The organism is Rhodoferax antarcticus ANT.BR, from assembly GCF_001938565.1.
In the GTDB taxonomy this organism is placed as follows: domain Bacteria; phylum Pseudomonadota; class Gammaproteobacteria; order Burkholderiales; family Burkholderiaceae_C; genus Rhodoferax; species Rhodoferax antarcticus.
The window spans coordinates 1-21,968 of record NZ_MSYM01000016.1; the positions used below are offsets into that span (position 1 = coordinate 1).

The following is a 21,968-nucleotide window of genomic DNA, read 5'->3' on the forward strand; positions in this document are numbered from 1 at the left end:
GGTAGCCCCGATCCATCAGGTAAAACGCGCCCGGCTCCAGCACCAGATCGTCCATCACATTGACCTCGTGCGTCTTGCCGTCGGTGATGTGAATGAAACTGGGGATGTTGCCCCTCAAATCCAGCAGCGTGTGCAGCTTGATGGCCGCCTTGGTCGACCGAAATGGTGCCCATGCAAACACCGACAGGCACAGGTCAATGGTGCTGGCATCGAACGCGTAAACCGCCGCGTCGAGTTCCAGTCCGAACGGCTCCGTGGCATACAAGGAACGTGCCAAACCAATCAGGTGTTGTGCAAAGTCGGCGTAGATTTGCCATGGGCGTGTCGCGTTCGCATTGGCCAGCGTATTGCGCGATATCGTCTGACAACGAAAGCCCATGTGGTACAGCCGCCGAGCCTGAGCGCGAAGGTTGACTTCGATGTCGCGCAAGGACTCGCGGTAGGTCAACTGCGCAAATGCCATGGCGAAGAATTGGTCCAGGCACGAGAAGTCCTTGACCTTGTGTTCGCCGTTGTGATCGGCCACACAGCGACGAAACGTGCTCAGTGGAAGGTACAGCATGAGTTGCGCAAATACGAGCGTGCCTTTGTGCATGACGGTTTGGGGCGGGAATCCGCAAAAAACCGACAGTCTGACGCACCATGACGTTCAAATCGAGACCAGACTCAAACACCAAATTTAACAACCAAATCAAGAGCTTACAACGTTCCGACAAGACAACGTTGGGACACTACTGATATCAAATAGATAGCTGTAGGCCCTCAACGCATGAGGGCTGGACGACAAAAAGACGTTTAACTGCGCCAACCGCTAGCCCTCGCCGGAGTCGGCTCACAAGGGTTTGTGAAAAACCCAAGCACTTGCGGTCAAAACCAGAAAGGCACTACCGCCCAAGATAAGTAATGTTGTCATGGCGCTGCTCCTTTGAGATTAAAAGTTCATTTTAAATGCGAATGGTTTTCACATAAAAACTGTGTGGTTACTTTGTGGTTTAAAGAGTCACGATCCAAAAAATAGCTTGGGTTACTCGCATGCGTTCAAGTGCTCAAGCGCTGCCCGCAGTTAGCACCAAGATTCGAGCTTGTCGCCTGCAAACAAAGGGGTTACAGCTATTGATTTGATAAAGACGTCAGGGCGCGCTTGAGGCCTGTCGTGCCGGACGTCTCAACGTAAACGCATTGCTTGCCGGTGCGTTTGCAGTAGTCCTTGACGCGCCAATAGGCGTTGTGGCTGATGCAGCCCGTCTGACAAATCACCAGATCTGCAGCAACCAAAGTGCTGTCCAGCTTGGTCAGGCTTTCTTCTTCTCCGCCATCGTGATGCAAAAAGCGGCCCCCGGTGCTTTCCACGATGTGTCGGTAATGCGGCACGCTGGCGGTGCGTCCGCCGACACACAGTACGGCGCGGTTTTCCAACCGTATGGCTTCTTTGGTGGCGCTGGCGACAGGCTGCCGGGCGGGGTTTTCTGCGGTGGCATGGCCGCGCAATGCCGCGGCTTGGGCGTCTATCACGCGGCCGCGCCGCTGGCACTCGTGTTCGGTGTTTTGCAGGCTGCGCTCTAGGGCGTTGATGCGTTGGGCTTGCAGTGCCACCTCGTTGGCCTGGTTGCGCTGGCAGACTGAATTTGTTGTTGCGCTCAGGGTCTGTACGGTCTCGCGCAGTTGCTTGACCGTGCTATCGCGGGCGGTCAACTCAGCTTTCAGCTGCGCGATCTGGCGCTGTTGTGCCTGCAGGCGCTCATGTCTGTCGCGGCTGACCTGCTGCGTTCGCGCCTGCGCCTGCGCAAGCGCCGCTGCCAGCTGGGTTTTGTCTTGTGCCAGCTGATGAAGCCGTTGGTTGTCGGTAGGTTGTGTTGTTCCCACCTGGTGCTGCAGCATATGAACTTCGGCCAGAATCTGGGCCTCCAGCTTTGGGGTGCAGCGTGGGTGTGTCAGCGTGGCCCACAGGGCACCTGCGAGGTCTGTGGTGGCGCATTGCGCCCACCAGTCACTGAGCGCTTCCACCTGTTTGAGCCGTGCCGCTTGACGCAGTTGCATGGCGTAGCGCTTTTCTAGCTCGCGCTGCATGCCGTCTGCCAGCACGGTGCGTTTGCGGCATTCACTCACCGCGCCGGAGTGCAGGCCGTAGTCTGTGTCAATGTTGCGGCCCTGAAAGGTTTTCTCCGCGACACGGCGCAAGATGGGCATCGGCAGACAGACGCCCACCACCGGACAGTGGGCGCGCTCAGGCAACTCCCACAACCTTCGGCGCCTGGAACCGGTGCTCAGGCAAGCCGCTGCTTGGGGCACCTGCGCTGCGGCAAGCTGGACATCTGCGTCGTGGGCTGGCAGCTGAGTCTGTTGACTGTGGCACATGGTTTTTTGCTCGCAAGAAGGGGGTGGGGTGGACGAAAAGAAGCTGTGCAATGGTAATCATTATCATTCATGGTATGATTTAAATCAATCCAATCAACCTGAAAAGGCCTATTTCCATGAAAGTTAGCAAATTGTTTGTGTCCTTGGTGCTTGCTGCCTCGGTATTGCCCGTCTGGGCCGAAGAGGTGGTGGTGTATTCCGCCCGCAATGAGCAACTCATCAAGCCCTTGTTTGACGTCTACACGCGCGACACGGGCGTGCAGATCAAGTTCATCACCGGCGGTGAAGGCCCGCTGATGGAGCGGCTGAAATCCGAAGGGCAAAACACCCCGGCTGATATTTTGCTGACGGTGGATGCCGGCAACCTCTGGCAGGCTTCCAACTTGGAGTTGTTGCGACCGATCAGTTCCAAAACACTGCAGGACAACGTGCCGGCGCACTTGCGCGACCCGGCTAACGAGTGGTTTGGCCTGTCGGTGCGGGCCCGCACCATCGTCTACAACACCAACACGGTGAAGCCTGCCGACCTGTCCACTTACGAAGACTTGGCCGACCCCAAATGGAAGGGGCGCCTGTGCCTGCGCACCTCCAAGAAGGTCTATAACCAAAGCTTGGTGGCGATGATGCTCACCGAGCACGGCGAGCCCAAAACCGAGGCCATCGTCAAAGGTTGGGTCAATAACTTGGCTACTGCGCCTTTTCCGGATGACACCAAAGCCATGGAAGCCGTGGCGAATCGGCAATGCGACGTGACCGTGGTCAACACCTATTACTTCGGTCGCCTGATGGAAAAGAGCCCGAATCTACCGCTGGCCATCTTCTGGCCCAACCAGAATCTGAGCAGCAAAGGCGCCGGTGTACACGTGAATATTTCCGGCGCAGGGGTCACGCGGCATGCCAAGAATCCGATGGGCGCACAAAAGCTGATCGAGTGGCTGTCGTCTGAGAAGGCGCAAAACCTCTACGCCGACAACAATATGGAGTACCCGGTCAACCCGCGCGTCAAACCCTCCGACGCAGTGGCGGCGTGGGGCAGCTTCAAGCCCAACCAGATCAACGTGAAAGAGGCCGGTAGCCTGCAAATCCAAGCGGTCAAGCTGATGGACCGGGCAGGCTACAAGTAAATCACCCGGTGACACGGTGTCTGACAGCGTCTTAGCCACTGCTGCCCGGCCTGGCTTTGGCCGGGTGCCTGCCAAATGGCTGCGCCTTGACAGTTGGCGGCTAGTGGCGGCGCTGGTGGCCGCCTTGACGCTGGTACCGGTGGCGGTCAGTTTTTCGTCTTTTGCCCAGGTGGATGGCGATACTTTGGCGCATCTGGCCGAGTTTGTCTTGCCAGAGTTGCTGCTCAATACGTTCTGGCTGGTGTTGGGTGTGGGTGTTGGCGTTGCTGTGCTTGGGGTGTCGCTGGCGTGGCTGGTGGCCATGTGTGAGTTTCCCGGGCGGCGCGTGCTGGACTGGGCATTGCTGCTCCCTTTGGCGCTGCCTGCTTACGTGACGGCTTTTGTGGCGATTGACCTGCTGGACTTCAGTGGGCCACTGCAAAGCTGGCTGCGCAATGGCTGGGGCATCACTGGCCTGCCGGAGATCCGATCACGCGGTGGTGTCATCGCGGTGATGTCGCTGGCGCTCTACCCGTATGTCTACCTGATCGCCAAAAACGCCTTTGCCACCCAGGGCGCCATGGCGCTGGAAGCCGCACAGTCGCTGGGCTTGTCGCGAACCCAGGGGTTTTTTAAGGTGGCACTGCCGATGGCGCGGCCCTGGATTGCGGCGGGCATGATGCTGGCACTGATGGAGACCCTGGCCGACTTTGGCACGGTGGCTGTTTTTAATTACGACACCTTTACCACCGCCATCTACAAAGCCTGGTACAGCCTGTTTTCCTTGCCGGCGGCAGCGCAACTGGCATCTGTGTTGATTGTGTTTGTGCTCATCGCGGTGGTCATCGAGCAGCGTTCCCGGGCGCAGATGCGCTTCAGCGCGGTGGGGCGCGGCGCAGGCTCAAGGCGTATTGCGCTGACTGGCGCGCGCGCCTGGCTGGCGCTGGGCTACGCCGCAGTGGTATTGCTGCTGGCCTTTGTGATCCCGGTGGCCCAACTGGTGCTCTGGACTTGGAGCACCGCAGCGCAGGATCTGGACGCACGTTATTGGTCATTTGCGCTTCATTCCCTTATGCTGTCTGCGCTAGGAGCTATGTTAGTAATAGCATTTGCCTTGCTGCTGGCGTATGCCGGGCGGCAACGTCCGGGCGCCGGCATGGTGTGGATTCAACGCCTGGCCACGCTAGGCTATGCCTTTCCCGGCGCAGTGCTGGCGGTGGGTTTGTTCATTCCGGTGGCGGCGCTGGACAACGCCTTGATCGACCTGGGCCGCAGCTGGTTTGGGTTTGCAGGCACCGAGATTTTCAGGGGCACGCTGCTAGTGATGTTGCTGGCCTATTTGGTGCGTTTTCTGGCGGTGGGTTTCGGGCCGATTGACAGTGGCTTGCAGCGTGTCACCCGCAATGTGGATGAAGCGGCGCGCAGCCTGGGCCTGGCCAACCGGCAATTGCTGGCCCGGGTGCATTGGCCGCTGTTGAAAGTCAGCTTGCAAACGGCCGCAGCGCTCACCTTTGTGGACATCATGAAAGAGATGCCCATCACCCTGATGACACGCCCTTTTGGCTGGGACACGTTGGCGGTACGGGTGTTTGAGATGACCTCGGAAGGTGAGTGGGAGCGCGCAGCCCTGCCATCACTGGCGATTGTGCTGGTGGGCATGGTGCCGGTCCTTTTATTGACCCGGCGTGGAGCGCATTGGCATGATTGAACTGGTGGTGCAACAAGTCTCGCAGGCGTATGGCACGCGCCAGATCATCAGCGATTTGAGTTTTAGCTTGGCAAAGGGCGAGATTGGTTGCCTGCTGGGGCCTTCGGGTTGCGGCAAAACCACCGCGCTGCGTTGCATTGCCGGGTTTGAGCCGATTCAAAGCGGTGACATCCGCGTGGCGGGCGAGGTGCTGAGTCGTCCGGGCCAGATGCTGTCGGCAGAAAAACGCCGCATCGGCATGGTGTTTCAGGATTACGCGCTGTTTTCGCATCTGAGCGTGGCGGGCAACGTCGGTTTTGGGTTGCATGGCGCTAGCAAAACCGCAGCGAAAGCGCGCGTGGATGAACTGCTAGCCCTGGTCGGGCTGGCCTCACACGCCGACAAGTACCCGCATCAACTCTCGGGCGGCCAACAGCAGCGGGTGGCGTTGGCGCGGGCGCTGGCACCGCGCCCCCGCTTGATCCTGATGGATGAGCCGTTCTCCAACCTGGACGTGGAACTGCGTGAACGCCTTTCCATCGAGGTGCGCGATATTCTCAAGCGCGAAAACACCACCGCGTTGATCGTCACCCACGACCAGAATGAGGCCTTTGCGCTGGCCGACTGGGTTGGGGTCATGCATCAGGGCCGCATCCAGCAATGGGACACCCCGTACAACTTGTACCACCTGCCATCCAACCGTTTTGTGGCGGACTTTGTGGGGCAGGGCGCTTTGCTAACCGGGGAGGTGCTCAACAGCCATCAGGTCAGAACCGAATTGGGCGTGCTTGATGGCTTTGTACCGCCCGAATGCAACCCCACAGGCTGCCGGGGGTGTGCCAACCAGTGCCAGGTGGATGTGCTGCTGCGCCCGGACGACATCGTTCACGACGATGACAGCCCCCTGCTGGCCGAGGTGGAAAACAAGGCCTTTCGCGGGGCGGCGTTTTTGTACTCGCTCAAACTGCCCAGTGGCCAGCGCGCCTTGTCACTGGTGCCGTCGCATCACAACCACGCGGTGGGCGAGAAGATTGGCGTGCGCCTGTCTGCTGACCATGTGGTGGCGTTTCGACGCGGTTGACCATGGGTTTTGGAGCCCCGGCTGCGCGTTGGGGAGGCTGGGATCGCAGGCCATAATCTTCTTATCCAAAATCAGTAGTGTCCCAACGTTCTTCAGAGGAGAGCGAGCTGATTTGACTCGAAATCCGACACGGGATTTTTCGATGGTGGCGTAAGCAGTTGATTTATTGGGATATTTTCAAACATGGACAGACTCAGGATTTGTAGAATTTCGTACAGGCTGTGATCATCAAGATGCAAGCGTTTCTTTGCGATGGCAATGAGCAGATATGTCGATATGGCAATCCATATCTGCGTCTTCACGGCGTTCTCGCTGGTGCCAAAGAACACCTTGATGCGCAAGTGCTGCTTGATCCATTTGAAGAACAACTCCACCTGCCAGCGTTGGCGGTAAAGATCGGCAATCAGCTCGGGCTTCAAGCTGAAATTGTTGGTCAAAAACACCAGCCGTTTTCCGCTGTCGTCCTTGACCACCACCCGGCGCATGGTCGCGGGGTAATCCTTGCTCGACTGATAGGTTGTCAGCACGCCGGTCTGATCGCACAGCACTGCAGTACCCACGCGGTCCACCGGATGCGAGTAACGTCGCTTGAACTTGGTGTTGCTCTTGGCGCGGGTGACAAAGAAGGCTTGCGCCTCGTGAATCACGAACAACCTTGCGAAGTCCAGGTAGCCCCGATCCATCAGGTAAAACGCGCCCGGCTCCAGCACCAGATCGTCCATCACATTGACCTCGTGCGTCTTGCCGTCGGTGATGTGAATGAAACTGGGGATGTTGCCCCTCAAATCCAGCAGCGTGTGCAGCTTGATGGCCGCCTTGGTCGACCGAAATGGTGCCCATGCAAACACCGACAGGCACAGGTCAATGGTGCTGGCATCGAACGCGTAAACCGCCGCGTCGAGTTCCAGTCCGAACGGCTCCGTGGCATACAAGGGACGTGCCAAACCAATCAGGTGTTGTGCAAAGTCGGCGTAGATTTGCCATGGGCGTGTCGCGTTCGCATTGGCCAGCGTATTGCGCGATATCGTCTGACAACGAAAGCCCATGTGGTACAGCCGCCGAGCCTGAGCGCGAAGGTTGACTTCGATGTCGCGCAAGGACTCGCGGTAGGTCAACTGCGCAAATGCCATGGCGAAGAATTGGTCCAGGCACGAGAAGTCCTTGACCTTGTGTTCGCCGTTGTGATCGGCCACACAGCGACGAAACGTGCTCAGTGGAAGGTACAGCATGAGTTGCGCAAATACGAGCGTGCCTTTGTGCATGACGGTTTGGGGCGGGAATCCGCAAAAAACCGACAGTCTGACGCACCATGACGTTCAAATCGAGACCAGACTCAAACACCAAATTTAACAACCAAATCAAGAGCTTACAACGTTCCGACAAGACAACGTTGGGACACTACTGATCCAAAATAGGAGACAACATGAAGGCCTTTCAAGAGTATTACCCCGAAAACCTGTCGCATTGCTACGGCTGCGGCGCCAACAACGTGCACGGACACCGCATCAAGACCTACTGGGACGGTGACGAAACCGTCACCCGCTTCACCCCCGAGCCTTACCACACCGCCATTCCGGGCTTCACCTACGGCGGTTTGCTGGCCTCACTGATTGACTGCCACGGCACCGGTACCGCATCGGCGGCCATGTACCGCCAGGAAGGCCGCGAGATGGACACCAAGCCGTCGTTCCGTTTTGTCACTGGCTCGCTGCATGTGGATTATTTGAAGCCAACCCCGATCAACGTCACGCTGGAGATTCGTGGCCGCATCAAAGAGATCAAGGGGCGCAAAGTGGTGGTGGAGGCCACCGTTTATGCCGACGGCGTGGCCACAGCCCGGGGTGAAGTGGTGGCGATCCAGATGCCTGAGAACTTTGGCACGGCAGCTTAGATCGCATCAAAAACTGACACAAGTCAATTTTGTACTGTCAAAATTGTCATAGGTTAAGTTTGCACCCGATTGAAAGTGCTGTAACGCCTTGTTTTCATTGAGTCATGTCAAGTTTTTTAAATTGGCACGAAACTTGATCTCTTAAGGGTACCAAGGCGGCTTTTCGGTACATCTCTGCGCAAAGTGGCAGTCCTTGGTCTTCAAATCGAGGACGATTAAGCCATGGACATGATTGGGCTCTACCCTACCTGGTTGGAAACGACCGTGGGCAGCGGTTGGATAGTGGGGCTGATCGCCACCATCCACGTGCTTTTCTCACACACGTCAGTGGGTGCTGCCATTTTTTTCGCCTTTCTGGCCAATTACGCACACCGCAACAAACGGCCTGACCTGCTGGAATTCATCCGGCGTTATGGCTTGTTTTTACTGGTTTTTAGTTATGTTTTGGGGTCGATCACTGGCCCCGGCATCTGGTACTCCACCACGGTGGCCAGCCCGCGTGGCATTTCTGCGCTGATTCATAGCTTTGTCTGGATGTGGGCCACCGAGTGGGTGTTTTTTGTGATCGAGGTGGTTGGCGTCTACATGCTGGTTTACCTGGCCAGCAAGGTTGACGGTAAAACCTATCTCAAGCTTTCCATCATCTTCGGTCTCACCAGTTACACCACCATGCTGGTGATTGTTGGCATTCTGAGCTTCATGATGTGGCCGGGCAAGCAGGACTGGTATGAGCAGGGCGGTGTGCTCAGCGCCTTTTACGGCCCCAACACGTTTGCCCAACTGGGTATGCGTACCGCCTTCATGTTCACCATGACGGCTGTGGTGGGTGGCATTGTGGCGGCGCGGTTTAAAGACCCGCAGTTCAAGAAAGACGTCGCCGGCAAGCTCGCTTGGCTGGGCATTGGCTCAACCGCGATGGGTGTGGCCATGTTCCAGTGGTACCTTAGCACTTTGCCTGAAACTGCCTTGCTGGTGCTGGAAAACCGCTTGCCAGACTGGTTCAGACCCGGTGTGATCAGCATCTTGGTGGGTGTGGGGGCCTATTTTGCGATGACGCTGTTGCGCCCCAAGACGCTGGTGGTGGGGGGTGCCTGGGCCATGACTGTGGCGGTGCTGGTGTTTGGCCTCTGGCCGGAAGAAGTCACCCGCGAATCCATTCGCAAGCCGTGGGTGGCAGGACAGTATTTGTACTCCAATCAGGTGATCGGCCGCGATGTACCCGGCATGGGCATCAAGTCTGAGATCCCTAACATTGAGGCGCATGGCTTCATGAAAACCATGGTTTTCATGCCTGACAAGCTGCGCACCATATCCGACAGCAACCGCCTGGAAGCGGGCAGGGTGTTGGCGCTGGCTACTTGCTCCAACTGCCACTCGCTTACCAACACGGGTATGAGGCCTTTGAAGAACTACTTCACCGCCAGCAGCACCACGCTTGAAATTGCCGAGTACTTGCAGGCAGCCCTGTCCAGCGGCAACACGCTGTACATGCCGCAAATTCCGCTCAAAGACGATGAGGCCATGGCCCTGGCCACCTACATCAGTTCTCTGAACGGTGTGCAGCCATTGCAAACCGCTTTGACCGCTCCGGCAGTTTTACCCACCACGGTGGCCAAGGAGTAAGACCATGAATACAGAAATGCTTTACGCCTTGCGCGACCCTGCTGGTGTCCCCTCGCACCCGATAGTTTTCCTAGTGCTGGGGGTGATCACCTTCGCACTGCACATGGCAGCGGTGCAGGTCATGCTGGGTGCCGGTGTGCTGACCTTGCGCGGTGCCTTCAGTGCCGAGCGCTATTGGCGCCGGCTGGCTGCAACCATGCTGACCACGGCCAAGATAGCTGTGTCGGTGGCGATCGTGGTTGGCGTGGCGCCGCTGCTGTTTGTGCAAGTGGTGTATGACCCCTTTTGGTACACGTCGAACGTGCTGTCGGCCTGGTGGGTGATTGGCTTCATCTTGCTGCTGATTGCAGGCTATATCTCAATGTATGTTTTTTACTGGAAAAACCATGACATTGAGGCGGATGGTGGCCGCGGCGGCATCTGGATGGTGGCCTCGCTGGCGTTGCTGCTGAGTGTGGGTTTCATCGTGCACAGCCTGACCAACCAAATGCTGTTTCCCGAGAGCTGGATGAGCTGGTATGCGCCAAATGGTGTGGTGCAGCCCGACGGGAAGTCTTTGCACTATTGGAATCTGCCCCGCTTTGGCTTCTTCATCGCGCTGTCAATACCGGTGGTGGGCGCCTGGATTTTTGCTTACCGGCGCTATCTGCAGGCCAGCGACCAGCCGGATGCCGCTTACCTGGCTTGGCTGGCCCCGCTGGCGCAAAAGCTGATGCTTATCGGTGGTGTGGTGTCGCTGGTGTTTGGTGCAGTTTGGATGGCGACTTTGCCTGAGAAGATGGCCTGGTTTGCCATCTCGCCCTGGAGCTTCATCGCGCTGCTGGCGCTATTGGCTACGGTGGCTACGCCGCTGTTGCTCAAAGGCAGGCTGGATCAGGGTTACTGGGGCTACGCCATCTTTGGCGTGGGTGCTGTGGCGCTGATTGTGGTGGGTGCCATGCGTGAGGTGTTGCGTTATGTGACGCTGGTCGGCGCGCATGGTTATGACGCGCTGGACTACCGCGTCAACATGGATTGGTTCAGCAATGTGATGTTTTTCAGTACCTTTCTGGTGCTGGGCGGTGTCACGCTGGGTTACCTCATCGCCGTGGCCTGGCAGGCTGGGCAAACCAAGGGTATTTACACCCCTAGCCCGACGCTCAACCGCCTGGGCAGCCTGTCGGTTGGCCTGCTGGTGGTGTGGACGGTGGTGTATTTCGCTGTTGGCTTCTTTGTGTGGGCCCGTTGATCATGAAAAAACCTTTCTCATCCTGGCTGGGCGCGGGTGTGCTGACCGCAGGCGCGCTGGCAGTGGCGCTGGTGCAAGCCTCTAATGCTTCTGAGCCAAAAGTGCCTTTAGCCCTTAGTATGCAAAGGCTAGCAGCTACAAAAACAATAACAGAGCCAGCAGCGTCTACCGTTGTGGCCGGTGAGGCGATGGCGCATAGCTGTGCGGGCTGTCACGGTACGTTGGGTCGCCTGGGCGACGAGTATTTCATGCCCTTGGCGGGCATGCCGCAGGGGCAATTTGTGCGCACTATGGTGGACTTTCGCGAAGGCAAGCGCCCTGGCACCCTGATGGGCCTTGTGGCCCATGCTTTCAGCGACGCTGAACTCAAGGCTATGGCCGTCTATTTTGCGGCGGTGAAACCGCTACCCGAAGGAGTCAAGCCATGAGCCCCCTGAACTTGTCACGTCGCCAATGGTTGGCTGCCAGTGCCGGGCTCCTGTCTGCTGCTGCCTGGCCGCTTTGGGCGCAAACGCCCGCAACGTCTGCCAAAGGCGCGCGCATTGTCATCATTGGTGGCGGCGTTGGCGGTGCCACAGCCGCTAAATATCTGAAGATATTTGACCCGAGTCTGCGGGTAACCGTGATCGAGAAAAACCGCACCTACATTCGCGCCTACGGATCCAGCGAGGTGCTGAACCAACACAGCAGCATGGACGAGCTCAACGTGAGTTACGACGCTTTGGCCAGCCGTTACGGCGTCAACTTCGTATTTGACACCGTCACCGGGTTCGATCCGCAAGCACGCACTGTCAGCACAGCGGGCAAGCAAATCCTGACCTATGACCGGCTGATCGTCTCGCCTGGCATCCAATTACTGTATGACGCCTATGCCGGCTACAGCGAGGCGGTGGCCAACACTGCTGTGCCCTCTGGCTGGATTCCTGGTGCGCAAACCGCGCTGTTGGCTAAACAGTTGCAAGGTATGCGCCAGGGTGGCACCTTTGTCATGGCCGCGCCGCCCAACCCCTACCGCTGCCCGCCCGGCCCTTATGAGCGCCCAGCGCTGATGACCGAGTGGTTCATGAAACACAACCCCACCGCCAAAGTCATCATCGTCGACCCGAAAGACAGCTTTGTTACCGACCAGACCATGATGCTGGGTTGGAACCGGCTTTACAACTTCAATCTGCCAGAAGACTACATCAAGGCCATGTCGCCAGAGGTCGAGATCAAGCAGCACGCCAAACCGGGCATGCTGAATTGGGTGCGCGGCAAGGACGGTGGCAGACCGCTGAGGGTTGATGGGAAAAACATGACCATCGAGATTGAGGCTGGCGTCATTCAGGCCGATGTGATCAACGTCATTCCACCGATGAAAGCCGGCCAGATCGCCTTGACGCTTGGCCTGGCCGATAAGAACGGCTGGTGCCCGGTAGATCGGCGCAATTTTGCGTCCACGCTGCAGCCCAACGTGCATGTGATTGGTGATGCCAGCATTGCAGATGCCATGCCCAAGAGCGCTTTCGCTGCCAACACCCAAGCCAAGGTGGCGGCCCGCGCCATCATCGAAGAGCTGGCGGGCCGCCCCGCGCCTGAGCCGTTCTGGGAGAACACCTGTTACGCCCTGGCTGGCAAAGACTACGGCTTGTTTGTTGCCGACGTTTTCAAGGTGGTCGAAGGCAAGATAGCCCGCATCAACAAGGCGCGCTATTTGCCGCTGGAAGCTAGCGCGGCACAAATCAAGTTAGCTGCGCGCTACCAACAAGCTTGGTTGCGCACCTTCACCGATGACTGTTTCGCATAAGGTCCACCATGAAGACATGCACATTTCACCGCGCAACCACGCTGGCCCTGATCTGCTTGGTCAGCGCGGTTAGCCTTCCCGCTTTTGCCAGCGCAGCGGCGCATGAAGCCCCCGTTGTTGTCAAGTGGACACCTGGCACTCTGCGCAATGCGTTGACAGCCTTGCCCACAGGCAACCCTGACGCTGGCAAGAAGGTGCACGATGAGCTGTTTTGCGCCTCTTGCCACGGCCCTGCTGGTGTGGCACCGACGCAAAACTGGCCGCATCTGGCAGGCCAAAAATCTGCCTACACCGCCAAAATGATGCTCGACTATCAAGACAAACGCCGTCTGGAAGGCAGGCGTGCCGAAATGATGCACGACATTGCCGTGATGTTGAGCCCGCAGCAAATTGCTGATGTCGCCGCTTTTTATGCGGTGCAAAGCCCGCCTACAGACGACGGTACGCCGCGGCCGCGAGGCATTGCCGCGCCGAAGGACGTGCCCGCCACCACCCTGGTACGCCGGGGCGACAAAACCCGATTGATTACCCCATGCGCTAGCTGCCATGGTGTGGTGGGGCAGGGCGGCAAGCTGGAAGCCTCGGCGCTCGCCGGGCAAAACCCGCTGTATTTTGTGCGCACCATGCTCGACTTTCAGGGCGGCACGCGGCATAACGACAGCATCAAGGGGATGAGTTTGTTTGCCAAAAAACTCAGCCGCAGCGAGATTGAAGCGCTGGCTATCTATTACGCTGATTTGCCGGTGACACGCACCAAGTGACTGATAAAAATTTGTCGCAATGCTGTCATAAAGCTTCGCGCTATCGCCGTCATAGAAACATGCGATTCCACAGACGTGCAAACGTCTCTAGAATCAACTCATCAACGAAATCAATCGATTGATTCAAATCAATAGTTTATTAACCACTGGAGTTCTTTTATGGAAAACACTGTCGGCTTCCCCCAACTCAACGCCCGCGCTCCCGAGTTCAACGCGGTCACCACCTCTGGCCAGCGCACCCTGGACGACTACCAAGGTAAGTGGCTGATTCTGTTCTCGCACCCGGCTGACTTCACGCCGGTGTGCACCACCGAGTTCATTGGCTTTGCCAAGCACTTTGACAAGTTCCAGTCGATGAATTGCGAACTGCTCGGTTTGTCGATTGACAGCCTGTTCTCTCACCTGGCCTGGATGCGCAATATTCAGGAAAAGTTTGGCGTGACCATTCCGTTCCCGATCATTGAAGACATCAAGATGGATGTGGCCCGCGCCTACGGCATGATCCACCCCGGAGCGGCCGACACACAAGCCGTGCGCGCCACCTTCTTCATCGACCCCAAGGGCGTACTGCGCGCCATGGTGTACTACCCAATGAGTAACGGCCGCAGCATTGAGGAATTTGTGCGCCTGCTGGAAGCCATGCAAACCAGCGATGCCAACAGTGTGGCCACCCCGGAAGGCTGGACGCCGGGTTGCAAAGTGATCGTGCCCCCGCCCAAAACGGCCGCCGCGGCTGAAGCACGCGCCGGTGAGGGCTATGACACCACCGACTGGTACTACTCCACCAAGTCGCTGTAATTTCTAAACTGTGCAGGGGCTGCTTTTTTAAAGTGGCCCCTGCTTTTTTTTGGCTTTTTTTTGAATCCGTGCAACTTGAGCCGTGAGAGATGACAGGGGGCATGGCGCGTTTTGTCATGCCTTCGGTGAAGGTGGTCATGCGTGCCAGGCAAATGCCCTTAGCCGAAGAAAACGGCGTGAGTTACTTCAAAATACCGACCAACTCGCTCTGAACCATCCGTGTTCAATGCCTCTATTGACCAACGACGAACCAATTCACCATGACCAAAATTTCTTCGCGCCAAATCACCCGCTGGCCCACTCTGCAACGCCAAGTTTCAGCCTGCGCTCTAGGCCTGATGCTGGCACTGGGTGTCACCCAACTCAGTCTGGCGCAAGCGCCAGCACCCGTTGTCGTTGGTCAGGCTTTGCCCGCGCTCAACCTGAAAGACCAGCACGACAAGCCCTGGCAGATCAAGCCCAGCACGCGGCTGGTGATGTTTGCGGCAGGCCGCAAAGCTTCCAACCTGATGCAGGCTGTATTGCAAGCCCTGCCTAAAGACCAGTTGACGCGCAAGAACGCGGTGTACCTGGCCGACATGAGCAAAATGCCTGGCTTCATCACCCGCACTTTTGCCTTGCCCACGCTGCGTGACATGCCCTACTTGATGGGTGTGTCATTGGACGAAACCACGCTGGCAGCGTGGCCGCGCCAGACTGATGCAGTCACGTTGATCGAGCTCGATCAAAAGGTGGTCAAGGGCATCCGTTATGTCACCACCGAGGCCGATCTGCGCGCTGCGCTGGAGCGCTAAACCCACGCTGTACCGAGGTTGTGCGCCGCCTCTGGAGCGTCCGCGTGGCCTGGCGTGACTTTAGTCACCGTTACTCTCGGGGGTATGTGAGATAGTCCAATTGGTCTTTTCAATTGGTCTATCTATCCTGGAGTTTGCATGAAGAAATCTGCTTTTTTGGCTACCGCCTTGTTCACTGCCGCCGTCTCAGCCCAAGCGGGTGATTTATTTGTCTCTATCAACAGTGGCAGCGTGATGACCCAAGGCGCAGGTCTGGTGATTGCCTCTACAGCTGTTGAACAAAAAGCCAATGTGCGCATTTTGCTGTGTGACGCTGGTGGCGACATTGCCTTGACTGGCAAAGAAATGCCCACCCTCAAGCCGAAAAATGTGACGCCTCAGCAATTGCTGCAAGGCCTCATCAAGAACGGCGCCAAGGTAGAAGTGTGTGCCTTGTACCTGCCCAACACCGGTCATAAATCCACTGACCTGCTCACCGGCGTGACAGCCGCCAGCCCGGCTGATATCGCCGCCTATCTGCTCAAGCCGGCAGTGCAAACCCTGGCGTTCTAATCTCCCAAGCTGCCCCACGAACCCGCCGGACTTTGAAATGGCGGGTTTTTTTGTCTGATCGTAAGGAAAAATATGATGAAACGCGTGTTGTTGGCAATGGCTCTGGGCTTGTCAGCCTTGGGTGCGCAGGCTGTGGAAATGGGTGCGAATGCCCAGGATGTTTACGCTGAAGTTCAAAAAGCAGATAGCAAGGTCCTGTTTGTGGATGTGCGTGATCCGTTAGAGATCATGTTTGTCGGCTTCACCGACGCGGTACACGTCAACATCCCGTTTCTGATGGTAGATAAAAACGCTTGGGAAGACAAACGCGGTGTCTTCAAGCTGAACCAAAACCCTGACTTTGTCGCACAAATCAAGTCGGCCTTGGAAAAGCGGGGCCTCGCCACGGATGCGGAAGTCATCACCATGTGCCGCTCAGGAAGCGAACGTGGCGAACCCAGTGCCGCTTTTCTACGCGCCAACGGTTTTCCCAACGCGCGATATGTGATCCATGGCTTTCAAGGCGCCGCGCTAAAAGACGGCCCGCAAGCAGGCTTTCGTTTGCAAAACGGTTGGCAGAACTCAGGCCTGCCTTGGAGCGCGAAGATGAACCCGGCCAAGATGTACCGCACCGACCTCAAGTAAGTCCTCAGAACAGCTCTTTTTCTGCCTCCAGATACGCCAGGCTGGTGTATTTGCCGATGTTTGAGTCGAATCCCAGCATGGTTTTAGCGCGGCTGGCCACGCGCGGGTCGGTCAGTACCATGACTCTGGCTTGAGCCTCGGTTTTGCCGTCCTTGACAGCTTGCACACACGGCTCCCAGATGCCTGCGAGGAATTTGCCGTAAGTTTCCATCAGGTCGTGGCTTGCCTTGCCGTGGCCTGGCAGCAACAGCTGGTCACCCGTGGCGGCTGCCAGTTCCTTGAAATAGTGGAAGGTTCCGGGGTACGAGCCGTCGTCAATGTTGGCAATGCGGTTGGCCATGACGATGTCGCCCATGGCGGTCACCTTGTCTTGCACCACCTGCACACACAGGTCAGACGGCGTGTGCGCTGTTCCATAGAAATGCATCTTCAGAGTGACGTCGCCAAACTGCAGCGTCTGGCCGTGCGTCACCAACTGGTTAGGCGGCACCACCTTGGTACCGGCCGAGGCCTGATTGGTCCAGCGCTCCATCAGGCTGCGCCAGGTGCTGCCCTCGTAGCCTTTGATCTGCTCGGTGGTTCCGGCCAGCGCATAAATGGGCAGAAGCTCGCCATAGGCTTGCGCAAACGCGTGGTTGCCCAGCCAATGGTCCCCGTGGTAGTGGCTGTTGAAAACTGCAACCACCGGTTGAGAGGTGACTTTTTTGATCATGCGAATCGCCATTTGGCCGATTTGCAGCGAGCTACCCGAGTCCAGCACCACCACGCCAGCGCTGGTGACGACAAAGCTCACGTTGGACATCATGCCCTTGTTCTCCGGGGTGGGAAAACCGTCTGCGGCATAGATCGTCCAGACGTGATCGGACAGTTGTTGCGGCGCAATGTCGGGCACCGGCCCGCCAATGATGAAGTCGCCCAACTGGACAGCGAACAATTGGGCCTCTGGCCAAAGTGCCAGTGCGCTCGCGCCCAGCGCCAGCCCGGAGCCAATGAGGGTGCGGCGGCTGACCAGGGTGGGCGGCGCTGCCGCGTCATGCGTTGGATGTGTCATAGCAGTGTCTCCTTATATTTAGCAAGACTGTAAACGATAGACCTCCGGAGTGCCTGCCCGCGTCGCGTCGCGTCGCCTAAAATTTTCATCCCGCCCCTGGCTGACCGAGCTCACTGCAACATGAATTTTTGGGATCAACGCTTTTCTGAGCCTGGCTTCAAATACGGCACCGAGCCAAATGCTTTTGTGCAACTACAGGCTGCCCACTTGACGCGGGGTAGCCGCGTGTTGTTGCCGGGGGACGGCGAGGGGCGAAACGGCGTATGGCTGGCGCAGCAGGGGCACCATGTCACCTCGGTCGATTCGTCGGCGGTGGGCCTGAAAAAAGCTAGCGAACTGGCGGCACAGCGCGGCGTGGCACTGACCACCGCATTGGAAGACCTGGCGCTCTGGGAGCCAGAGCCGGGCAGTTTTGATGCGGTGATGATCATCTTTACCCACCTGCCGGAGAGTTTTCGCCGCGACGCGCATCGCCGTTTGGGGCAAGGGCTCAAGCCGGGTGGGCGCTTAGTGGTCGAAGGGTTCCATCCGCAACAGCTGACCCATAGCAGCGGTGGCCCTAAAGATGTCACCATGCTTTACAGCGCCGAGCAGTTGAGCGACGACTTTGCCGCGTTGCTCGCGCCGGAGCACGTCTGGCACGGCGAGGTCTCACTGTCCGAAGGCCCGGGCCATCAAGGGCTTGCTGTCGTGACGCGCTGGACAGGCCGGAAGTTGTAAGGAAAAGGCGCCTATAACCCTTATATTTAAAGGGCTAGTAGCTACTAAAAAAATAGTAACTTTCGGCTGACGGGACAGTCGGCCGCTGTCAGCGTCAGATTCGTCCCATCACCAGCAAGATGATCAGAATCAACACGATCAGTCCTATGCCACCGCTGGGTCCGTAACCCCAGTTGCGGCTGTGCGGCCAGCTGGGTACGACGCCAATCAGGATCAGGATCAGTACGATAAGGAGGATGGTGCCAAGGCTCATGATGTTTCCTTTGGTTAGTGGGCAGTTACGGGGGGTGTTGGCAGGTGTTGTAGCAGGTCTGCCAGATCGTCAGCGTGCTCTTCTTCCATGGCCAAAATCGACTCCAGCAGGCACCGGGTGGTCGGGTCCTTGTCACCCAGAGAGGCAATGCCGTGTCGGTAGCTGTCGATGGCAATGCGCTCGGCAATCAGGTCTTCGCGGATCATGTCGGCTAGGTCGTTACCCGGCGCATAGTCGGCGTGGCTGCGGCTCAGCAGGGTGCTTGGTGAAAAATCAGGCTCGCCGCCCAGTTGCGCGATCCGCGTGGCAAGCAGGTCGGCATGGCCTAGCTCTTCATTGGCGTGCGCCAGAAACTCGGCAGCTACCGCTTGTGAATGGATACCGCGTGCCATGAAGTGGTGGCGGCGATAGCGCAGCACACACACCAGTTCAGTGGCCAACGAGTCGTTGAGCATTTTTAGCACGGCAGGCAGATCAGCTGAATAGCCAACCGTGATGGCACCTTTTTCGATGTGCTCACGGGCGTCCCGGCGTACGGCTTGAAGGTCGAAGGGTCTGATAGTTTGAGTCATGGTGTCCTTGGGTGTTTGGATGAACGTAGCCTCATGATGGCGCACGGTACGCGCGTCGTCTGTTCGTTGTCGCACCCTCAGACGCCGATACTGGCGCTCAATGCAGCGGTGGCGGCTGCTGCGTGCGCGCGCTTGCATGGCTCGGTAACTAAACGGTTGAGCGGTGCCGTAGGTCACCTCTTGGTTTGGTGAGATCACCCGTGCCGCAAGCACCGACACTCTGGTGAACGCTGTCAAGGTGTTCATGATGCGCCAGTAGCATCAACATAAATTTATAAAAAATAGGCCTCTAGCCCTTATAGACAAAGCGCTAATAGCTATATTTAATATAGCTAACGGAGGCTATCAGACTGGACGGCTTTGAGCTTTCGGTATAGCGAGCGCTCGCTGATGCCCAGTTGTGCAGCCAGTTCGGCCCGGCTCCCCGGGTGCGCGTTGACCATGTCTTGCAAGGCCGCGCGTTCCACCAATTTCAGTGCGCCGGGCGATGCCACCGGCGCCACCGTGTTGATACCTGGCAAGCCAACCTGCGGCGTGGCCATAGCACCGGGCAGGGGTGCTGGCCAGAACGGGCGTCGGCCTGAAAGCAGCGCCTCTTGCACATGCGACACCTCCAGCACATCACCATCACACAGCAGGGTAGAGCGCTCTAGCAAGTTGCGCAATTCGCGCACATTGCCCGGGTAGTTCTGGATGTTGAGCAGCTGTAGCGCGCTATCGCTGATCTTGAGCTTGCGCGGTCCGGCCACCCGCTGCAACAAGGCCAGGGTCAGCGGGGCAATGTCGTCGCGACGTTCGCGCAGGGCTGGCAGATGAATGGGGAAGGTGCTCAGCCGGTAATACAAATCCTCACGAAACTTGCCCTGGGCCACCATCTCGTCCAGATTCCGGTGCGTGGCGGACACCACCCGGATATCTGCATGGCGTTGTTCGGAGCTGCCCACGCGCCGGTAAGTGCCCGTCTCCAGCAGGCGCAACAACTTGACCTGCATGCTCAATGGAATGTCGCCCACTTCGTCGAGAAACAAGGTGCCACCGCTGGCAGCTTCGACTAGGCCACTGCGCGCGGCATTGGCGCCGGTAAAGGCACCGCGCTCATGGCCAAAAAGTTCAGACTCAAACAGGTTTTCCGGCAGACTGGAGCAGTCCACCGGCACCAGGGCGCGGGCGGCGCGCGGGCTGGCTTCGTGCACCGCCCGCGCGACCAGCTCTTTGCCAGTGCCGGACTCGCCCAGCAGCAGCACGGTGGCCATCGACGGCGCCACCCGCGCCACCATTGACAGCATGTGCTGAAAAGCGGTAGAGCGGCCAATCAGTCCTTGCCCCTTGGATTGATCCTCGGTGGCCCGCAGGGTTTCCATTTTTTCAATGAAGAAGACTTGCTCTCCTTCGGCGTTGAGCAATGGCGCGAGTTCGATGTTCACATATTCCTCACCTTTGGCCGTGTGGTGTAGGTGCAGCACGCGCTCGCGCTGGCCCGATTCGCGCGCCTTCATTAGCGGGCAGGATTCACCCGACTGGTCACACGGCACGCTGAAGTGGTGCGACACCTCAAAACAGGTGCGCCCCACCACGCCACGATCCGGGCTGAACTGGCGCAGATACGCGGCATTGGCCGCCAGGATGCGGTACTGGTTGTCAAACAGAATGTGAGGTTCTGGAAGCCCTTCCAGAAAAGACATGAGCTCGGGCAGCGGTTTCATCAGTTGGGGTGCTTTAAAGGGGTCGGTTTGGCGCAAAGTGTATGCCAAAGGCTTGTCAGTGTGCCAAATTTGACAGTTTCAACCTTACGGTTAATGCTGATGACTCTCAACAAGTTTCCATGCCGTTGAAAACAAACATCTTTTTACGAATTTCAGTGTGGCACGATTATTGATGCTCATGAAGGCATTACCGTTACGCCGCTGTTGTGACGGATGTGTTTTGAACTTTAGGAGGATGTCATGTCTATTACCCCCACTTTTGATGCTTTGGCCGCCAATGCCAGTGATCATGATGCCGAGCGCCGCAATATGCTGTTACTAACCGTTGCTGTGGGTGGCGTTGCCACGGCCGCTGTTGCGGTGCCGTTTGTGACCAGTTTTGCGCCCAGCCAGCGGGCGCTGGCCTCAGGCGCTGCGGTAGAGGCCGATATTTCCGACATTCTTCCCGGTAGCATGAAAATTGTGGAGTGGCGTGGTAAACCGGTTTGGCTTGTGCGTCATACGCCCGAAGTGCTGGCTGATTTACCGACTTTGGACAGCCAACTGGTTGACCCGCAGTCCAAGGTAACCAGTCAGCAGCCGACCTACGCGCAAAACCCGACGCGCTCTATCAAGCCCGAGTTTTTGGTCGCGATTGGTATTTGCACCCATCTGGGTTGCTCGCCAAGCGCGGTGCCCAAAGGCAGCGCCAACCCTGGCGTGGGCGATGGCTGGAAAGGTGGCTTTTTCTGCCCCTGCCACGGCTCAACTTTTGACTCTGCCGGACGGGTTTTCAAGAATAAGCCGGCGCCCACCAATCTGGAAATCCCACCCCACAAATACTTGTCCGACGGCCGTGTGCTGATTGGTGAAGACAGCACCGCCTGATCCAGCGCGACGCTTAAGGCACACTGCGCCAGGCCGGCAAGGCTGTAATGGGGGAAAGACATGCAAGCAGCAAGCAATTTGACGCCCTACGAGGCGATTGGTGGCGAAGCGGGTATCCAGCAACTGGTCCACCGCTTCTATGCCCTGATGGACGAACTCCCTGAGGCTTATACGGTTCGGAAAATGCATCCGGAAAGCTTGGCGGGAAGTGCTGAAAGCCTGTTTGAGTTTCTCTCCGGATGGCTTGGGGGTCCGCCGTTGTATGCCAACAAGAAAGGCCACCCGCGCCTGCGCATGCGTCATGCGCCTTATGCGGTGGACCAGGTGGTGCGCAACGAGTGGATGCAATGCATGACGCAGGCGATCGAAGAGCAGGTGTCCGACCCACCATTTCGCACCTGGCTGCTGGCCAGCTTTGCCCAGATGGCGAGCCACATGATCAACACCGAGTCGGCCCCGCCCTGCCATTTTGGTATGCCAGCGTCTGCCTAGACTGACAGTTTGACGCTGCCTGCCCTG

At 57.8% G+C, this 21,968-nt stretch carries 24 protein-coding genes; 17 read left to right on the top strand and 7 right to left on the bottom strand.

The annotated features are described in order from the left end of the window. Together BLL52_RS14125 and BLL52_RS14130 are read right to left on the bottom strand one after the other, a co-directional pair. Positions 1 to 595 (bottom strand): IS4 family transposase (locus BLL52_RS14125; protein ID WP_139313410.1); only part of this gene is annotated, 595 nt, incomplete at its 3' end. Positions 596 to 1,110: 515 nt separating this feature from the next. Then, on the bottom strand, positions 1,111 to 2,355 hold the full coding sequence (locus tag BLL52_RS14130; RefSeq protein ID WP_083633981.1) for a DUF2325 domain-containing protein: 1,245 nt from the start codon (positions 2,353 to 2,355) through the stop codon (positions 1,111 to 1,113). A gap of 116 nt (positions 2,356 to 2,471) precedes the next feature. Here BLL52_RS14130 and BLL52_RS14135 point away from each other — a divergent pair, with 116 nt between their 5' ends. Genes BLL52_RS14135 through BLL52_RS14145 form a run of 3 tightly spaced genes read left to right on the top strand, consistent with a single transcriptional unit; the run spans position 2,472 to position 6,226 of the window. Beyond that, on the top strand, positions 2,472 to 3,479 hold the full coding sequence (locus tag BLL52_RS14135; RefSeq protein ID WP_075587335.1) for an extracellular solute-binding protein: 1,008 nt from the start codon (positions 2,472 to 2,474) through the stop codon (positions 3,477 to 3,479). Positions 3,480 to 3,495: 16 nt separating this feature from the next. After that, entirely contained in the window at positions 3,496 to 5,166 is a 1,671-nt protein-coding gene (locus BLL52_RS14140; RefSeq protein WP_198930640.1) for an ABC transporter permease, read from the top strand. After that, on the top strand, positions 5,159 to 6,226 hold the full coding sequence (locus tag BLL52_RS14145; RefSeq protein WP_075587336.1) for an ABC transporter ATP-binding protein: 1,068 nt from the start codon (positions 5,159 to 5,161) through the stop codon (positions 6,224 to 6,226). The genes BLL52_RS14140 and BLL52_RS14145 overlap by 8 nt, the downstream gene beginning before the upstream one ends. Before the next feature lie 92 nt (positions 6,227 to 6,318). On the opposite strand, the gene BLL52_RS14150 is transcribed toward BLL52_RS14145, so the two are convergent. Further along, the gene (locus BLL52_RS14150; protein ID WP_075587045.1) at positions 6,319 to 7,488 is read right to left on the bottom strand and encodes an IS4 family transposase; all 1,170 of its coding nucleotides are present in this window, start codon (positions 7,486 to 7,488) and stop codon (positions 6,319 to 6,321) included. A 161-nt stretch (positions 7,489 to 7,649) separates the two neighbouring features. Here BLL52_RS14150 and BLL52_RS14155 point away from each other — a divergent pair, with 161 nt between their 5' ends. The 11 genes from BLL52_RS14155 (at position 7,650) to BLL52_RS14200 (ending at position 16,283) form a co-directional block, all read left to right on the top strand. Continuing rightward, positions 7,650 to 8,117, top strand: a complete 468-nt coding sequence (locus BLL52_RS14155; RefSeq protein WP_075587337.1) for a PaaI family thioesterase — start codon at positions 7,650 to 7,652, stop codon at positions 8,115 to 8,117. 222 nt (positions 8,118 to 8,339) lie between these two features. Continuing rightward, entirely contained in the window at positions 8,340 to 9,740 is a 1,401-nt protein-coding gene (locus tag BLL52_RS14160; RefSeq protein WP_075587338.1) for a c-type cytochrome, read from the top strand. 4 nt (positions 9,741 to 9,744) lie between these two features. Beyond that, a complete protein-coding gene (locus tag BLL52_RS14165; RefSeq protein WP_075587339.1) occupies positions 9,745 to 10,968 on the top strand; it encodes a hypothetical protein in 1,224 nt (407 codons plus the stop codon). 2 nt (positions 10,969 to 10,970) lie between these two features. Further along, positions 10,971 to 11,396, top strand: coding sequence for a c-type cytochrome (locus BLL52_RS14170; protein ID WP_075587340.1), 426 nt, complete (start codon positions 10,971 to 10,973; stop codon positions 11,394 to 11,396). Then, the gene (locus BLL52_RS14175; RefSeq protein ID WP_139313411.1) at positions 11,393 to 12,754 is read left to right on the top strand and encodes an FCSD flavin-binding domain-containing protein; all 1,362 of its coding nucleotides are present in this window, start codon (positions 11,393 to 11,395) and stop codon (positions 12,752 to 12,754) included. The genes BLL52_RS14170 and BLL52_RS14175 overlap by 4 nt, the downstream gene beginning before the upstream one ends. An 8-nt stretch (positions 12,755 to 12,762) precedes the next feature. Further along, positions 12,763 to 13,515, top strand: coding sequence for a c-type cytochrome (locus tag BLL52_RS14180; RefSeq protein WP_075587341.1), 753 nt, complete (start codon positions 12,763 to 12,765; stop codon positions 13,513 to 13,515). A gap of 159 nt (positions 13,516 to 13,674) precedes the next feature. After that, positions 13,675 to 14,313 carry a peroxiredoxin gene (locus BLL52_RS14185; protein ID WP_075587342.1) on the top strand — a complete coding sequence of 213 codons (639 nt, stop codon included), beginning with the start codon at positions 13,675 to 13,677 and terminating at the stop codon, positions 14,311 to 14,313. Between the two features lie 89 nt (positions 14,314 to 14,402). Next, positions 14,403 to 14,525 (top strand): hypothetical protein, encoded by a 123-nt coding sequence (locus tag BLL52_RS21775; RefSeq protein WP_274534900.1) that lies wholly within the window; start codon positions 14,403 to 14,405, stop codon positions 14,523 to 14,525. A gap of 48 nt (positions 14,526 to 14,573) precedes the next feature. Next, the gene (locus BLL52_RS14190; protein WP_075587343.1) at positions 14,574 to 15,107 is read left to right on the top strand and encodes a hypothetical protein; all 534 of its coding nucleotides are present in this window, start codon (positions 14,574 to 14,576) and stop codon (positions 15,105 to 15,107) included. A 138-nt stretch (positions 15,108 to 15,245) separates the two neighbouring features. Then, positions 15,246 to 15,659, top strand: coding sequence for a DsrE family protein (locus BLL52_RS14195; RefSeq protein ID WP_075587344.1), 414 nt, complete (start codon positions 15,246 to 15,248; stop codon positions 15,657 to 15,659). A gap of 75 nt (positions 15,660 to 15,734) precedes the next feature. Further along, positions 15,735 to 16,283, top strand: coding sequence for a rhodanese-like domain-containing protein (locus BLL52_RS14200; protein WP_075587459.1), 549 nt, complete (start codon positions 15,735 to 15,737; stop codon positions 16,281 to 16,283). A 4-nt stretch (positions 16,284 to 16,287) separates the two neighbouring features. Here BLL52_RS14200 and BLL52_RS14205 read toward each other — a convergent pair whose 3' ends face one another. Then, entirely contained in the window at positions 16,288 to 17,334 is a 1,047-nt protein-coding gene (locus tag BLL52_RS14205; RefSeq protein WP_075587345.1) for an MBL fold metallo-hydrolase, read from the bottom strand. Positions 17,335 to 17,454: 120 nt separating this feature from the next. Between BLL52_RS14205 and BLL52_RS14210 the strand changes: the two genes are divergently transcribed. Further along, positions 17,455 to 18,054 (top strand): SAM-dependent methyltransferase, encoded by a 600-nt coding sequence (locus tag BLL52_RS14210; RefSeq protein WP_075587346.1) that lies wholly within the window; start codon positions 17,455 to 17,457, stop codon positions 18,052 to 18,054. Positions 18,055 to 18,148: 94 nt separating this feature from the next. Here the strand turns inward: BLL52_RS14210 and BLL52_RS14215 are convergent, their stop codons facing one another. The 3 genes from BLL52_RS14215 to BLL52_RS14225 all read right to left on the bottom strand — a co-directional run bounded on the left by BLL52_RS14215 (position 18,149) and on the right by BLL52_RS14225 (position 20,582). Next, entirely contained in the window at positions 18,149 to 18,307 is a 159-nt protein-coding gene (locus BLL52_RS14215; protein WP_075587347.1) for a DUF3309 family protein, read from the bottom strand. Positions 18,308 to 18,321: 14 nt separating this feature from the next. Further along, complete coding sequence (locus BLL52_RS14220; RefSeq protein WP_075587460.1) at positions 18,322 to 18,879, bottom strand: ferritin-like domain-containing protein; 558 nt, start codon at positions 18,877 to 18,879, stop codon at positions 18,322 to 18,324. A gap of 332 nt (positions 18,880 to 19,211) precedes the next feature. After that, positions 19,212 to 20,582: a sigma-54 interaction domain-containing protein gene (locus tag BLL52_RS14225; protein WP_075587461.1), complete on the bottom strand. Its 1,371-nt coding sequence runs from the start codon at positions 20,580 to 20,582 to the stop codon at positions 19,212 to 19,214. A gap of 240 nt (positions 20,583 to 20,822) precedes the next feature. Here BLL52_RS14225 and petA point away from each other — a divergent pair, with 240 nt between their 5' ends. Both petA and BLL52_RS14235 read left to right on the top strand, forming a co-directional pair. Continuing rightward, the gene (gene petA / locus BLL52_RS14230) at positions 20,823 to 21,449 is read left to right on the top strand and encodes a ubiquinol-cytochrome c reductase iron-sulfur subunit (RefSeq protein WP_075587348.1); all 627 of its coding nucleotides are present in this window, start codon (positions 20,823 to 20,825) and stop codon (positions 21,447 to 21,449) included. 60 nt (positions 21,450 to 21,509) lie between these two features. Next, positions 21,510 to 21,941 carry a group II truncated hemoglobin gene (locus tag BLL52_RS14235; protein ID WP_075587349.1) on the top strand — a complete coding sequence of 144 codons (432 nt, stop codon included), beginning with the start codon at positions 21,510 to 21,512 and terminating at the stop codon, positions 21,939 to 21,941. Positions 21,942 to 21,968 lie beyond the last annotated feature (27 nt).

Excerpts from the sequence above, each read along its gene's own strand:
- BLL52_RS14130 (WP_083633981.1), bottom strand. The coding sequence starts at position 2,355 with ATGTGCCACAGTCAACAGACTCAGCTGCCAGCCCACGACGCAGATGTC.
- BLL52_RS14135 (WP_075587335.1), top strand. The coding sequence starts at position 2,472 with ATGAAAGTTAGCAAATTGTTTGTGTCCTTGGTGCTTGCTGCCTCGGTA.
- BLL52_RS14145 (WP_075587336.1), top strand. The coding sequence starts at position 5,159 with ATGATTGAACTGGTGGTGCAACAAGTCTCGCAGGCGTATGGCACGCGC.
- BLL52_RS14150 (WP_075587045.1), bottom strand. The coding sequence starts at position 7,488 with ATGCACAAAGGCACGCTCGTATTTGCGCAACTCATGCTGTACCTTCCA.
- BLL52_RS14155 (WP_075587337.1), top strand. The coding sequence starts at position 7,650 with ATGAAGGCCTTTCAAGAGTATTACCCCGAAAACCTGTCGCATTGCTAC.
- BLL52_RS14160 (WP_075587338.1), top strand. The coding sequence starts at position 8,340 with ATGGACATGATTGGGCTCTACCCTACCTGGTTGGAAACGACCGTGGGC.
- BLL52_RS14165 (WP_075587339.1), top strand. The coding sequence starts at position 9,745 with ATGAATACAGAAATGCTTTACGCCTTGCGCGACCCTGCTGGTGTCCCC.
- BLL52_RS14170 (WP_075587340.1), top strand. The coding sequence starts at position 10,971 with ATGAAAAAACCTTTCTCATCCTGGCTGGGCGCGGGTGTGCTGACCGCA.
- BLL52_RS14175 (WP_139313411.1), top strand. The coding sequence starts at position 11,393 with ATGAGCCCCCTGAACTTGTCACGTCGCCAATGGTTGGCTGCCAGTGCC.
- BLL52_RS14180 (WP_075587341.1), top strand. The coding sequence starts at position 12,763 with ATGAAGACATGCACATTTCACCGCGCAACCACGCTGGCCCTGATCTGC.
- BLL52_RS14185 (WP_075587342.1), top strand. The coding sequence starts at position 13,675 with ATGGAAAACACTGTCGGCTTCCCCCAACTCAACGCCCGCGCTCCCGAG.
- BLL52_RS21775 (WP_274534900.1), top strand. The coding sequence starts at position 14,403 with ATGACAGGGGGCATGGCGCGTTTTGTCATGCCTTCGGTGAAGGTGGTC.
- BLL52_RS14190 (WP_075587343.1), top strand. The coding sequence starts at position 14,574 with ATGACCAAAATTTCTTCGCGCCAAATCACCCGCTGGCCCACTCTGCAA.
- BLL52_RS14195 (WP_075587344.1), top strand. The coding sequence starts at position 15,246 with ATGAAGAAATCTGCTTTTTTGGCTACCGCCTTGTTCACTGCCGCCGTC.
- BLL52_RS14200 (WP_075587459.1), top strand. The coding sequence starts at position 15,735 with ATGAAACGCGTGTTGTTGGCAATGGCTCTGGGCTTGTCAGCCTTGGGT.
- BLL52_RS14205 (WP_075587345.1), bottom strand. The coding sequence starts at position 17,334 with ATGACACATCCAACGCATGACGCGGCAGCGCCGCCCACCCTGGTCAGC.
- BLL52_RS14210 (WP_075587346.1), top strand. The coding sequence starts at position 17,455 with ATGAATTTTTGGGATCAACGCTTTTCTGAGCCTGGCTTCAAATACGGC.
- BLL52_RS14215 (WP_075587347.1), bottom strand. The coding sequence starts at position 18,307 with ATGAGCCTTGGCACCATCCTCCTTATCGTACTGATCCTGATCCTGATT.
- BLL52_RS14220 (WP_075587460.1), bottom strand. The coding sequence starts at position 18,879 with ATGACTCAAACTATCAGACCCTTCGACCTTCAAGCCGTACGCCGGGAC.
- BLL52_RS14225 (WP_075587461.1), bottom strand. The coding sequence starts at position 20,582 with ATGAAACCGCTGCCCGAGCTCATGTCTTTTCTGGAAGGGCTTCCAGAA.
- petA (WP_075587348.1), top strand. The coding sequence starts at position 20,823 with ATGTCTATTACCCCCACTTTTGATGCTTTGGCCGCCAATGCCAGTGAT.
- BLL52_RS14235 (WP_075587349.1), top strand. The coding sequence starts at position 21,510 with ATGCAAGCAGCAAGCAATTTGACGCCCTACGAGGCGATTGGTGGCGAA.